Consider the following 13,424-nt stretch of genomic DNA (forward strand, 5'->3'; position numbering starts at 1 on the left):
CTAACCGGTCGGCGGCGCGCCGTCGGTGACGAGGTCGAGTTGCGCGATGGCCACGTCGTGCCAGGCGCCGTTCTTCCAGCCGATGCGCCGGTGCACTCCGACCGGGAGGAAACCCAGCGCCGCGTGCAGACCCATGCTCGCCTCGTTGGGCAGCGTCATCTTCGCCACCGCGACCCGGTAGTCGCGTTCGACCAGCCGCGGAAAGAGCGCCGAGTAGAGGGCGCGGCCGGCGCCGGTGCGGCGGCGCCCGGTCTCCAGGTAGACGCTGACCTCGCAGGACCAGCGGTAGGCGGGCCGGACGGCGAACGGACCGGCGTAGGCGTAGCCGATGACCTGGCCGTCTGCCTCGGCCACGAGCCAGGCGTGCGACCGGGCGGCCGCCTCGATGCGGTGGGCCATCTCGTCGGCGGTCGGCGGTTCGACCTCGAACGTGACGGCGGTGTCCAGCACGTATGGCCGGTAGATGGCCGCGCAGGCGGCGGCGTCATCCTGGCTGGCGGCACGGATGATCATGCCGCTATAGTAACAAGGCCGACCGCACTATAGTGACACCATGTCGGACCGCCTCACCGCCGATCTTGCCGCCACCCTGCGCGCCGCCCGGGTCGACAAGGACCTGTCGGTCAACGCCCTCGCCGAGCACGCCGGCGTCTCGCGGTCGATGATCGCGAAGATCGAGAGCGGCGCCGCACAACCGACGGCCGCGCTGCTGGGCCGGCTCAGCGCGGCGCTCGGTCTCACCCTGTCGGAGTTGTTCGCCCGCACCGAGGGTCAGACCCCCCGCCTGGCCCGGACCGCCGACCAGACGGTCTGGGTCGACCCGAAGACGGGCTACCGCCGCCGGTCGGTCTCGCCGGCCGGCGGCGCTATCCAGTTGGTCGAGGTCGAACTCCCCGCGGGGGCGGAGGTCGGTTACCCGGCCGAGTCCTACGCGTTGGCCCATCATCAGATCTGGGTCCTCGACGGGCGGCTGCGCTTCCAGGAGGGCGAGGTCGAACACGACCTGCGGGCCGGCGACTGCCTCGAACTCGGTGCGCCCGCGCCCGGCACCTACCGCAACGTCACCGATCGGCCCTGCCGCTATCTGGTGGTGCTCAGCCGGCGCAACTAAGTAAGGTTTCGGTCCATATCGGACCAGGGTCTTGCCGACCTATGTGGCCTTGACCTGAACGCCCGGCAAGGCTTGCTCCCGCCCGGTTGCCAGCTTCTGGCGCACCGCGTCGGCGTCGGAGTGGCCGAGCTCCTCGAAGAGCGCCAGCGCCCGCACCCACGCGTCGCGCGCGTCCGCCGGCCGGTCCGCGGCTGCCCAGGTGTCGCCGAGGTGATCGAGCACGATGCCTGCCGCGTGCCGGTCGCCGATCTCGTCGAACAGGGCCAGCGCCTGCTCGTAGCAGTCGACCGCCGCTTCGTGCTCGCCCAGGTGGTGGTGTGCGAAGCCGATGCTGTCCAAGGTGTTCGCCTGCCCGTAGGCGCTGCCGGCCTGTGCGGACAACGCCAGCGCCCGCCGGCAGAACGCGATCGCCTCCTGGTGCTCGCCGACCTGCGAGTGGTACCAGCCGATCGCGTTGAGGGCCACGGCCTGCTTGAGCGTGCTGCCGACGCGTTCGTAAAGGGCGAGACTCTGCCGGGCGTGCGGAAGCGCCTCGCGGGGTCGGTGCCGCCGGTCGAAGAGCATGCTGATGTCGAAATGCGTGTGCGCCCGTCCTTCGTCGTCGGCCAAGGCGGTGAACAGGTCGAGCGCGGCGAGCAGGTTCGTGTGCGCTTCCTCGTGCCAGCCCAGGTTCGAGCAGGCACCGGCGAGCAGGCGGTGTGCCTGGGCGAGCGCCGGACGGTCGCCCAGGCGCCGCGTGGACTCGACCGCCTTCCGGGCGACCGCCGCCCAGTCGTGCCAGTGGCCCTGGCGGTCGAAATAAGTGGCCAGGGTCCAGGAGAGCGGGCCGACGTGTGCGTCGCCCGCGTGCTCGATCGCGGCCAGGAGCACCTGGTGTTCGCGGGAGAACCAGGCCAGTGCGGCCGCCAGGTCGTCGAGCGGCTCGGGCAGCACCCCCGGCGACGCGGCGGCCAGGGTCAGCGGGTCGCGTTGCGGCGACAGCAATAGCGCCGCGGGGTGCGCCGTGTGCAGATAGTGGTCGAGCAGGCGGCGCAGGGCCGGCCCGGCGTCGGCGGCGCGCTCGACCGCGAACAGCCGGACGAGGTCGTGCATCCGATACCTACCAACCCGATGCTGGTGTACGAGGTGCGCGTCGACCAGCTCCCGCAGCAGCGGCCGCACCTCGTCGCACGTCAGCGCCGTCAGGCTGGCCGCGGCGGCCAGGCCGATGTCGGGGCCCGGGGACACGCCGAGCAGGGTGAACACCGAGGCCGCCCCCGGCGAGAGCGAAGCGACCGACGTCGCGAGCACGACGCGCAGGCTCGTGCTCGCCTCGTCGCCGTCGAGGGCGTCGAGCGGGCTGGCCGCGCCGGCCAACTCCGCGGCGATCGACGACAGGTCGAGGTCGGGGTGCAGCGCGGCGCGGGCCGCCACGATCCCGAGAGCGAGCGGCAGGCCACCGCAGAAGCGCAGGATGTCGGCGACCGCCGCCGGTTCCCGCGCCACCCGCTGGTGGCCCAACTGGCGGGCGACCAGTTCGTGTGCTTCGTGCTCGGGCAGGATGTCGAGCCGCAGCGGCCGGGCACCGTGGGCCGTGACCAGGGTCGCAAGTTGCCGGCGGCTGGTCACCAGGACCGTGCTCGTGGGCGTGCCGGGCAGCAACGGTGTCACGGTCGCGGCGTCGGGGGCGTCGTCGAGCACCACCAGCATCCGGCGGTCGGCGATCAGCGTGCGGTAGAGGGCCGCCTGCGCCTCCGGATCGGCCGGGATGCCGGCCGGTTCGACGCCGAGCGCTTCGAGGAAGCCGCGCACGGCCACGGGCCACGGGACCGGTGTCGCCGTCGGGTCGAAGCCGCGCAGGTTGGCGTAGAGCTGGCCGTCGGGGTAGTGCGCGGCATTGGTGTGCGCCCAGCGCAGGGCCAGCCAGGTCTTGCCGACGCCGCCTGTGCCGCCGATCGACGAGATCACCACCGGCGACGCACCGGACCCCGGCCGCACCGCGTCGTCGATGCGGGCCAACTCGGCGGTCCGGCCCGCGAAGACCGCCGGCGACGCGGGAAGCTGCCTCGGCGTCGGTCCTCCCGCACGCGAAGGGCTCGCGGGCGCGGTGAGCTCCGGGTCACCGGTGAGGATCGACTGGTAGAGGCGCGCGAGCGGGGCGCTGGGGTCCGTGCCGACCTCGTCGGCCAGCCGGCGTCGCATCTCGTGGAAATGGTCCAGCGCTTCGGCCTGCCTGCCGCACCGGTAGAGCGCCAGCATCGCCTGTCCGGCGAGGCGTTCGTCCCACGGATGTTGGCCGCTCGCCTCCAGCAGCTCGGTGACCAGCCGGGCATGCTGGCCCGCGCGCAGCGCGCTGTCATTGAGGTCGAGCGTGGCCGCGATCCGCTCCCGGTCGAGGGTCTCGCGGTAGGCCGCCAGCCACGGTGTGTGCAGCCCGCCGAAGGCTTCGCCGCGCCAGAGCTCCAGCGCGCGCTCCAGACAGGTGTTGGCGGTCGGGTCGTCGTCGCTCCGGCGGGCCCGCTCGACCAGGTCGCGGAAGCGGTGCAGGTCGACGCACCTCGGGTCGACCGCCAACAGGTAACCGGCCGGGCGGCGGACGATCTCGGCCTCGCCGGTGCCGGCCAGCGCCTGGCGGAGCCGCGACAGATAGCTGCGCAGGGTGGCACTGGCACCGTCCGGCACCTCGTCGCCCCACACCCGCCGCAGCAGGTGTTCGGCCGGGACCGGACGGTTGGGTTCGACCAGCAACGCGATCAGGACGGTCTGCTGGCGGGCGTGGCCCGTGTCGATCGGGCGACCGTCGATCTGCACATCGACATCGCCGAGTATCCGGAAGTTAACCGCCACGGCGTACAACGCTAGGTGCCGCGCTCGGGCGGCGAACCCGGCCGACCATCATCCGACAGAGACGGGCGTGCCGATCGACTCTCACCGATCGGCACGCCGCGGTTCAGGGGCAGTTGGTCTGGATCTCCACCGAGGCCCGGCAGTCGTCGGCGACGACGTCTGGACCACCGTCACCGTCGTCGTTGCCCACGCTGCCGACCAGGATGTCGACGCCCTTGTCGCCGAAGAGGTGATCGTCACCGTTCTCGCCGCGCAGCCGGTCGTCACCGTCGAGGTTGCTCGGCCCGATGAAGCGGTCGCCGTGCAGCGTGTCGACGCCGCCGTCACCGATGACGGTGTCGTTGCCGAGGTCCCCGTAGATCGTGTCGCCGACGGCACCGCCGTACACGATGTCGTCTCCGTTTCCGGCCTGGATGTTGTCGCTGCCGTCGCGCCCGCAGATGATGTCGTCGCTGGAACTGCCGACGATCACGTCGGCCGCTGTCGTGCCGATGATGAACTCCGAGCCGTTGCTGTTGGTGCTGGTGTAGAGCCCGCCGGCGGGAACGAACACCCCGAAGTAGCCGGCCGGCACCGGGGCACCGGAGTAGGGCCCGCAGTCGCTGGGAACCACGACGACGGCCGCGGACGCGGGCAGCGCCGTGGCGGCAACCCCCACGGCCGCGACGACCATGGCTGCGATCGTGGCGACTGCTCTGATTCGACGACCAGTGTGTGACATGACGCTTCCTCCTCCACCTATGTGTGAGAGCGAAGCGTGGCCAGCCGGCGTTGAACGGACGTGCAACGAACGTTGAGGCGTGCCCTCCGGGGCGGTCGCCGGATCGTCGGATCGTCCATGCAACAAGTAAGAAACCCCATGTGGGCCAGCGTGTCGGGACCTATACCGTCGCACGTGATCAGGTCAGGTGTGCAACCCGGCCCTGGCCCATGGAGGAATGTTGAGCGCGGAGATACGTCCGGTCGGCGCCGTGGTCCGCGACGCGGACGCGGGTGTGCGGCTGACCGTGACCTGGCACGGCGAGATCGTCCTCGACCGGATCCCGCTCGGCTTCGCCGTCAACGGCGTCGACGTCGGCACGAATGCCGAACTCGTCCGGGTTTCGGAGCGCACCGTCCGTGATCGGTTCCGCCTGCGGTCGGGCAAATCCGCTGGAATCCATGCATACGAGCACCACGAGAGCGTGCACACGTTCCGCGCGGCCGACGGCCTCGAGTGGCAGGTCATCGTGCGGATCGCACGGGACGGTGTGGCGATCCGCTACGCCCTGCCGGCGCTCGACGGCACCGCCCGGATCACCGGGGACCGCACCGCCGTCACGCTTCCCGCCCAGTCCCGCAACTGGGTGCTCGACTATCAGACCTGGTATGAGACGCCCCGTTTCGGGGTCGACACGGCCGACCTGGCGCCGGGCGCCTATGGCTTCCCTTTCCTCACCCGCCTCGACGCCGGGCCGGCGCACATCCTGATCACCGAGTCGGGCATCGACGGCCGGTTCGCCGGCGCGCACGCGGTCGCCGGCGACCCCGAACCGGACGGCCGCCGGACGCTGCGGTTCACCCTGGCCGACGACAGCGTGGAGGTCGCCCGGGGCGTGGTCAGCCCGTGGCGCGTCATCCTTGTCGGCACCCTGCCCGACCTCGTGTCCTCGCTGCTGGTCGACGAACTGGCGCCCGCCGTCTCACCCGAGCTCGACGACGCGACCTGGGTCCGGCCGGGCCGGGCCGCCTGGTCGTGGTGGTCGGACTTCTACTCCGGCGCACAGCTCGACAAGCAGAAACACTTCGTCGACGTCGCCGCCGACCTCGGCTGGGAGCACCTGCTCATCGACTGCGGCTGGGAGGAGACCTGGGTTCCCGAGATCGTCGCCTACGCCAGCCGCCGCGGGATCCAGGTGCACCTGTGGACCATCTGGCGCGATCTCAACAGCCCCGAAGATCTCCGGAAGCTGGCGCTGTGGCGCTCGTGGGGTGTGGCCGGGATCAAGGTCGACTTCATGGAGTCGGAGTCGAAGGACCGCTACCGCTGGTATGACACGGTGCTCGCGGAGACGGCCCGGCTCGGCCTCATGGTGAACTTCCACGGCTCGGTGATCCCGCGCGGATGGGCCAGAACCTTTCCACAGGTGATCGGGTACGAAGCGATCCGCGGCGCCGAATATTACGTCTTCTTCGAGGACCAGGCGCTCACCGCGACGCACAACGTGATCCAGCCGTTCACCCGCAACGTCGTGGGTGGGATGGACGCCACCCCGGTCGCGTTCGGGGCACCGAACCGCACCACCAGCGACGGCCACGAACTCGGACTCTCGGTGGTGTTCGAAGCCGGGATCACCCATTTCGCCGATCATGTCGACGCCTACGCCAGCCGTCCGCTGGTGGCCCGCTTCCTGTCGGAACTGGCACCGGTCTGGGACGAAACGGTGCTGCTGGCCGGCGACCCCGACAGCCACGCGGTCATCGCCCGCCGGGCCGGGGACCGCTGGTTCATCGGGTGCATCGCCGCTGGGGACGCCCGCACGATCCAGGTGCCGCTGGAACGGCTTTCGGTCGGCCAGGACGCCCAGGTGTGGATCGTCGGCGACGCGGTTCCCGCTTCTGGCCTGGCCGAGAGCACCGTTGCCGCCACCGACGCCTTCTCCGTCGCGGTGGCTCGCGACGGCGGCTTCGTCGCTGTCGTGGCACCGGCCGGCACCGAGCTGTTCCGCAGCGCGCCCCGGCCGCACCACCCCGCGCCAGCGGTGCACCCGGCGGTCGCCGAGATCGGCGCGGACGGGACCGCGGCGCTGGCCACTGACGCGGGAGCGCGCCTGCGGCTTCCAGCCGGCTGGTCGGCCGACCGTCGCGGCGAGACCTGGGTCATCCGGCCGGACTCGTCGCTGCGGCCCGGGCAACTCGGGGTGGTCACCGTCGAGCAGGACGGCGACGGCCAGGTTCCCGGGGTCGCGCACGCCCGAGTCGTGTGCCCGCTGACGCCGGGCGAGCACGCGCTGTCAGAGCTGCCGATGCTCTCGTTCGTCAACGCCGACGGTCCGGTCGAGCGCGACCAGTCGAATGGGGGCGGAAACCCTCGCGACGGGCAGCCGATGCGGGTCGCGGGTCAGCGGTTCGACCGCGGCCTGGGCACCGCACCGGCATCCGAGGCCCGCTTCCACCTCGGCGGCAGGGCCGAGACATTCGCCGGCGCCGTGGGCGTCGACGACGAGTCGACCGGGCGGGCCAGGGTCAGTGTGCTCGCCGACGGGCACGAGGTCTTCGCCGCCGTCGTCGAGGCGGGCAAGCCCGTCACGACCTTCAACCTTGCGATCCACGGGGTACGCACGCTCTGCCTGCGCGGCGAAACCGTTGCGCCCGAGGACATCGGCGTGCACGTCGACTGGGTCGACACCACCATCCACGTCCCTTCCTGAAATCCCCTTCCCCTTCATCAGAGGAGCACCATGAAACGTAGGTGGATCGCCGCCACGGCCGTGGCCGCGGCGGTAACCCTGCTTACCGCCTGCTCTGGGCAATCCGACGACGCGTCCGGTGAGTCAGGTGAGAAGGTCACCCTCACATACGCGAACTGGAGCGAGGACCAGACTCCGGCGATGCAGCAGATCGCCGACGAGTTCCAGAAGGCGAACCCCAACATCACCATCAAGGTGCAGACGCTGCCGTGGACGGAATACTGGTCGACGCTCCAGGTCGGCGCCGCCGGCGGCACCGCGCCGGACGCCTTCTGGATGCTGGCCGACCACTTCCGCGAATATGCCAAGGGCGGTCAGCTGCTCGACCTGTCCGACACGGTGAAGTCGAACAACATCGACGTCAGCGCGTACCCCAAGGCGGTTTCGGACTCCTACACCTACGACGGGAAGCTCTTCGCTCTGCCGAAGGACTTCGACACCAACGGCATCTGGTACAACAAGGCGCTGTTCGACGCCGCGGGCGTGAAGTATCCCGATGACACCTGGACCTGGCAGGACGCGCAGGAAGCGGCCAAGAAGCTGACCGACCCGGCCAAGGGCGTGTGGGGCATCGCGGCGCCGATCGACGGGCAGGGCGGCTTCTACAACACGATCCTCCAGGCCGGCGGCTCCATCATCAACGCCGACGGCAGCGCGTCTGACTTCGGCAGCCCGGCCGGCGTCGAAGGCCTCAAGTTCTGGACCGACCTCCAGGCGGCCAAGGCGTCGCCGACGCTCGAGCAGTTGTCGGACACCGAGGCGGTCTCGATGTTCGAGAACCAGAAGGTCGCCATGTATTTCTCGGGCGCCTACTGGGCGCTGCGGTTCCACAACGACGCCGCGCTGAAGGGCAAGGTCGACGTCGCGCCGCTGCCGCAGGGTGTCAAGCGCGCCACCGTCACGAGCGGGATCGGCAACGCGGGCTACGCCGGCAGCAAGCACCCGGCCGAGCTCAAGAAGTTCCTCGCCTTCCTCGGCGGCACGAAGGCAGCGGAAATCCAGGCGGCCACGGGTACGGTGCTCCCCGCTTACAAGGGAACGCAGCAGCCGTGGCTCGACTCGATGCCGGAATACCACCTCAAGGTCTTCATCGACGCCATCGACTACAGCGTTCCGCTGCCGGTCGCGGGCAACGCGTCGGAATGGCAGGGGCTCGCCGCGCAATACCTCGGCCCGGCGTGGAGCGGTAAGAAGTCCGTCCAGGACGCGGCCAACGAGTACCAGGCCGCCGTCGACAAGGTCCTCGCCAAGAAATGACAGACCTGGCAACGAAGCCTTTGCGGCGGCCGACCGGCCGCCGCAAAGGCGTCACCAAGCCCAGCGGCTGGTGGGGCCTGGCGTTCGTCGCACCGGCGACGATCGGCTTGCTCGTGCTGTATGTGTGGCCGTTCCTGTCGACGCTGATCGACAGCTTCCAGGACGTGCCGGCGTTCGGGCCGGCGACCTTTGTCGGCGTCGACAACTACACGGCCCTGGTTCACGACCCGGAGTTCTGGAAGGCGTTCGGCAACTCGGCGCTCTATACCGCCATCGCCCTTGTCGGCGTGCCCGTCGCCATCGCGCTGGCCGCGCTGATCGAGCAGGTCGGCCGGGGGCGCGCGATCTACCGGGTGCTCTTCTTCCTGCCCGTGGTCACCTTGCCCGTCGCGATCGGCATGGTGTGGCGGTTCATCTACAACGGCGACTTCGGGCTCCTCAACACCGTGTTGTCCTGGGTCGGCATCGACGGCCAGTTCTGGGTGGCTGACCCGCGGTTCACGATCTACGCGTTCGGCGTCGTCGGCATCTGGATGGGCCTCGGCATCAACCTGATCATTCTCGGTGCCGGCCTACAGGCCATCCCCAAGGCTGTGTATGAAGCGTCCGCATTGGACGGTGCCGGCCGGGTACGGCAGTTCTTCCGGATCACCCTGCCGCTGCTGAGCCCGAGCATCTTCTTCGTCACGGTGCTGACCGTGATCGGCGCGCTGCAGATGTTCGACCTGAACTTCATCATGTTGCGCGGGGTGAACAACACGGCGCTGGCCGACTCGAAGACGATCGTCTACCTCTTCTACGAGAAGGCGTTCGTCCAGTTCCACCAGGGCTACGGCGCCGCGATCGCGGTCGTGCTCCTGGTCGTCATCATGATTGCGACGGCGCTCCAGTTCCGTCTCCAGAAATCCTGGGTCTTCTATGACTGAATCCATCGTCCGGCGCGGGAAAGCTCAGCGGCGTTGGCACCTACACCTGATCCTCGCCATCGCGGCCGCCATCATGGTGGTGCCGTTCGTCTGGCAGATCCTCACCGTGTTCAAGTCGACCGCCGAGGTGACCAGGATCCCGCCGACGATCCTGCCGCACGGCTACAGCCTGCACTCGTTCGAGACGTTCTTCGCGACGGTGCCGTTCTGGTCGATGTTCGCCGTCTCCGTCGGTGCGCTCGTCCTGCGGGTCGGCGGCCAGGTCATCGTCGCCGCGCTCGCCGGCTACGCGTTCGCGCGCATCCCGTTCCGCGGCCGGGGGGTGCTCCTCGGGGTGTTCCTGGCCATGCTGATGGTGCCGAGCCAGCTCTTCCTGATCGGCCAATACGGGCTCATCCGTGACCTGAAGCTGCTCGACACCCTGCCGGCGCTGGCCATCCCCGGTCTCTTCTCCGCGTTCGGCACGTTCCTGATGCGGCAGGCGTTCCGCACCATGCCCAACGACTACGAGGAGGCGGCCCGGCTCGACGGCGCCAACCCGCTTCAGGTCTTCTGGCACATCATGCTGCCGATGGCCCGGCCGACCGTCGCCGCCCTCGCCGTGCTGACCGGGCTCTACTCGTGGAACGACCTGCTCTGGCCGCTCATCGTCTCGCCGTCGGGGGAGAACCGACCGCTGTCGGTGGGCCTCGCGGGTTTGCAGGGTCAGTTCGGCACGGACTATCCGACGCTGATGGCCGGCGCGTTCGTGTGTTCGATACCGCTGGTCGCGGTGTTCCTGTTTCTGCAACGGCAGTTCTTCGCGGGCATCGCGGGAAGTGGGATCAAGGGATGACGCCTATACACCTGCGGGCCGGGGGCACCAGCCTGGTCATCGCCGTCGACGGCGGCCGGCTTCCGCGCATCCTGCACTGGGGCCCGGATCTGGGCGAGATCGGCGACGGCGCCCTGGCCGACCTGGGGCTGGCAGCGCTGCCCGCGATCGGCGACAGCGCGGTCACCTACCCACAGCCGGTCCCGGTGCTGCCGCAGCTCGCGGAGGGTTGGCTCGGCCGCCCCGGCCTGGTCGGCGACAGCGACGGGCGCCGCTGGGCACCGAAGTTCGGCGACGCGACCTGGCGGGTCGACGGCACGGTGCTGGTGAGTTCGGCACGCGACCCCGAATTCGGCCTCGCGCTGGAGCTCGAGATCGAGGTGCTCGCGGCGAGCGGGCTCGTGCGCCAGCGGGCCGTGGTCCGGAACGAGGCGGCTGCGCCGTACCGGATGAACGCCTTTGAACTGGCCCTTCCGGTCCCGACCGACGCGACCGAGATCCTCGACCTGACCGGCCGCTGGGCACTCGAGCGGGTGCCACAGCGCCGGCCGTTCCACGTGGGGGAGTGGGTCCGGACCTCGCGCGGCGGGAAGCCGGGGCTGGAGCACACGCTGCTACTGGCGGCCGGCGAGGCGGGGTTCGGCTTCCGGCACGGGCTGGTGTGGGCGACCCACCTCGCATGGAGCGGCAACCAGGTGCTCGCCGCCGAGCGGACACCGGCCGACACTCGCCATCTGACCGCGGGCGAGGTGTTGCTGCCGTCCGAGGTCGTGCTCGGGCCGGGCGATGACTACCGCAGCCCGTGGCAGTACGGGTCGTGGGGAGTCGGGCTGGACGACCTCGCCGCGCGCTTCCACCGGCACCTGCGGTCCCGGCCGCAGCATCCCCGCTCGCCGCGGCCGGTCGTGTTGAACACGTGGGAAGCGGTTTACTTCGACCACGACTTCGCGACGTTGACCGCCCTGGCCGAACGGGGTGCGGAGGTCGGCGCCGAACGCTTCGTGCTCGACGACGGGTGGTTTCTCGGCCGGCGCGACGACACCACGTCGCTGGGCGACTGGGCGGTCGACCCGGCGGTCTGGCCCGACGGGCTCGAGCCCCTCGTCGCGCGGGTGCGCGAACTCGGCCTGGACTTCGGCCTCTGGTTCGAGCCGGAGATGGTCAACCTCGACTCCGATCTGGCCCGCGACCATCCAGAGTGGATATTCGACGCGGGGCACGGCGCCGGGCCACCCTCGCGCTATCAGCATGTTCTCGACCTGGGGCACTCCGACGCGTACGCCTATCTGTTCGACCGGATGAGTGCGTTGGTCGCGGCGCTCGGCGTCGACTACATCAAGTGGGACCACAACCGCTATCTGCTCGACGCCGGCCACACGCCCGACGGCCGGCCCGGAGTGCGGGTCCAGGTCGAGCAGACCTACCGGCTGATGGCGCAACTCAAGGCGGCCCATCCCGGGCTCGAGATCGAGTCGTGCGCCAGCGGTGGCGGGCGCGTCGACCTCGGCGTCCTCGAGTTCACCGACCGCGTCTGGCCAAGCGACTGCAACGACCCGCACGAACGGCTCGAGATCCAGCGCTACACCGGGCTGCTGGTGCCGCCGGAGATGCAGGGCACCCACCTCGGTGCGGGGGAGTCACACACCACCCACCGCACGCATCCGCTCGACTATCGCGCGGAGAAGGCGCTGTGGGGACACCTGGGCGTCGAGGTCAACCTGCTGACCGCCGATGAGGAGACCCGGGCCGCCATCGCGCGGTGGATCGCCTTCCACAAACGGCATCGGGCTCTGTTGCACTCCGGTGACGTCGTCCATGCCGACCTGCCCGACCCCGCGCTGCGGTTGGAAGGCGTCGTCGCGAGCGACCGGGGCGAGGCGCTCTACGCGTTCAGCGTCGTCGAACGCCCGGCGACCTGGCCGCCCGGGCGGATCCGGCTGCCCGGCCTCGACGACGAGCGCTCCTATGCCGTGAAGGCCGTGCATCCCGGATCGGCGCCGGCAGCCGGCACCGTGCTGCCGCCCTGGCAGCGCGCCGGTGTGCTGTTGCCCGGGCGGGTGTTGCGGCTGGTCGGGATCGAGGCGCCAGCGTTGGATGTCGACCGCTCGGTGTTGTTGCACGTCGTGGCGGCGCCGTGAGGGCGCCGGGTCAGCCCTTCGCGCGGTTGCGGTATTCGCTGGGGCTGGCCTCGTGCATCCGCTTGAAGTGGCGCGAGAAATAGAACGGGTCCGGGTAGCCGACTTCGTGGGCGATGGCGGCGACGGTCGCGTCCGTCGTGTCGAGGAGGTTGCGGGCCTGTGCCATCCGCAGCGCGGTGTGGTGCGCGAGCACGCCACCGCCGGTGGCCCGGCGGAACAGCGCGCTGAGGTGGGAGGGTGAGACGCCGACCAGCGAGGCCAGGTCGGCCACCCGGACGGTGCTGTCCAACCGCTCGGCCAGGTAGGCCATCGCGCGCTGCAACGGATCGCCGGGTGTTGGCATCGCGCGGTCGACCACGATCTGCGTGAGGAGTTTCCACGCGGCACCGGCCGCGCCGGTCAGGCTCGCCGGCGAGTGGTCGCGCTCGAGGGTGGTCACGATCTCGTCGAGCATGGCGACCGCCCGGTCGAGGCGCCGGATCGGCACCACCGGCCTGACGGCGCTGGCGCCGACCTCCTCGATCAGTTCGCTCAGGTCGGTGCCGCGCAGGTGGCACCACCAGATCGTCCAGGGATTGCTCGCCGAGGCGCCGTAGGCGTGCGGCGTTCCGCGCGGGACAACCAGCGCCATGCCGGCACCGATGCGGTGTTGCGTGCCCTCGATGTTGGCCCAGCCGGCGCCCGCCGCACACACGATCAGGACGGACTCCTCGATGCCGGAAGGGCGTTCCATCAGGTGGTCAGCGGCAGCGGGGTAGTAACCGGTGTCGGTGACCAGCAGGCGTCGGGTGACCGGGCGGGCGCAGGCCTCGACCACGACCCGGCGCGGCACGACGGTCAGCCGCTGGTTGCGGAAGCCTTCCTGGATCGGCATCGGCTGAGTATTGGTGAACGCCATCGGAT

The 13,424-nt window shown here is 70.3% G+C and carries 10 protein-coding genes; 6 read left to right on the forward strand and 4 right to left on the reverse strand.

The annotated features are described in order from the left end of the window. Entirely contained in the window at positions 1–513 is a 513-nt protein-coding gene (locus tag DFJ67_RS17210) for a GNAT family N-acetyltransferase (protein WP_116068912.1), read from the reverse strand. Between the two features lie 40 nt (positions 514–553). Between DFJ67_RS17210 and DFJ67_RS17215 the strand changes: the two genes are divergently transcribed. Further along, on the forward strand, positions 554–1,111 hold the full coding sequence (locus DFJ67_RS17215; protein ID WP_116068913.1) for a helix-turn-helix domain-containing protein: 558 nt from the start codon (positions 554–556) through the stop codon (positions 1,109–1,111). A 39-nt stretch (positions 1,112–1,150) separates the two neighbouring features. Here the strand turns inward: DFJ67_RS17215 and DFJ67_RS17220 are convergent, their stop codons facing one another. Next, on the reverse strand, positions 1,151–3,937 hold the full coding sequence (locus tag DFJ67_RS17220) for an AfsR/SARP family transcriptional regulator (RefSeq protein WP_116076314.1): 2,787 nt from the start codon (positions 3,935–3,937) through the stop codon (positions 1,151–1,153). 103 nt (positions 3,938–4,040) lie between these two features. Continuing rightward, complete coding sequence (locus tag DFJ67_RS17225; RefSeq protein WP_239097164.1) at positions 4,041–4,610, reverse strand: calcium-binding protein; 570 nt, start codon at positions 4,608–4,610, stop codon at positions 4,041–4,043. Between the two features lie 268 nt (positions 4,611–4,878). Here DFJ67_RS17225 and DFJ67_RS17230 point away from each other — a divergent pair, with 268 nt between their 5' ends. From DFJ67_RS17230 to DFJ67_RS17250, 5 genes are read left to right on the forward strand one after another with little or no spacing between them, the layout of a single operon-like run. After that, positions 4,879–7,347 carry a glycoside hydrolase family 97 catalytic domain-containing protein gene (locus tag DFJ67_RS17230; RefSeq protein ID WP_170215892.1) on the forward strand — a complete coding sequence of 823 codons (2,469 nt, stop codon included), beginning with the start codon at positions 4,879–4,881 and terminating at the stop codon, positions 7,345–7,347. A 30-nt stretch (positions 7,348–7,377) separates the two neighbouring features. Beyond that, complete coding sequence (locus tag DFJ67_RS17235) at positions 7,378–8,643, forward strand: ABC transporter substrate-binding protein (protein WP_116068916.1); 1,266 nt, start codon at positions 7,378–7,380, stop codon at positions 8,641–8,643. Beyond that, complete coding sequence (locus DFJ67_RS17240; protein ID WP_116068917.1) at positions 8,640–9,569, forward strand: carbohydrate ABC transporter permease; 930 nt, start codon at positions 8,640–8,642, stop codon at positions 9,567–9,569. Before DFJ67_RS17235 ends, DFJ67_RS17240 begins: the two co-directional genes overlap by 4 nt. Continuing rightward, positions 9,562–10,404, forward strand: a complete 843-nt coding sequence (locus tag DFJ67_RS17245) for a carbohydrate ABC transporter permease (protein ID WP_116068918.1) — start codon at positions 9,562–9,564, stop codon at positions 10,402–10,404. The genes DFJ67_RS17240 and DFJ67_RS17245 overlap by 8 nt, the downstream gene beginning before the upstream one ends. Then, positions 10,401–12,521, forward strand: a complete 2,121-nt coding sequence (locus DFJ67_RS17250) for an alpha-galactosidase (protein WP_116068919.1) — start codon at positions 10,401–10,403, stop codon at positions 12,519–12,521. The genes DFJ67_RS17245 and DFJ67_RS17250 overlap by 4 nt, the downstream gene beginning before the upstream one ends. Positions 12,522–12,531: 10 nt before the next feature. On the opposite strand, the gene DFJ67_RS17255 is transcribed toward DFJ67_RS17250, so the two are convergent. Beyond that, positions 12,532–13,395 (reverse strand): helix-turn-helix transcriptional regulator, encoded by an 864-nt coding sequence (locus DFJ67_RS17255; protein WP_116076316.1) that lies wholly within the window; start codon positions 13,393–13,395, stop codon positions 12,532–12,534. Between the last annotated feature and the right edge of the window lie 29 nt (positions 13,396–13,424).

This window comes from Asanoa ferruginea (assembly GCF_003387075.1).
In the GTDB taxonomy this organism is placed as follows: Bacteria; Actinomycetota; Actinomycetes; order Mycobacteriales; family Micromonosporaceae; genus Asanoa; species Asanoa ferruginea.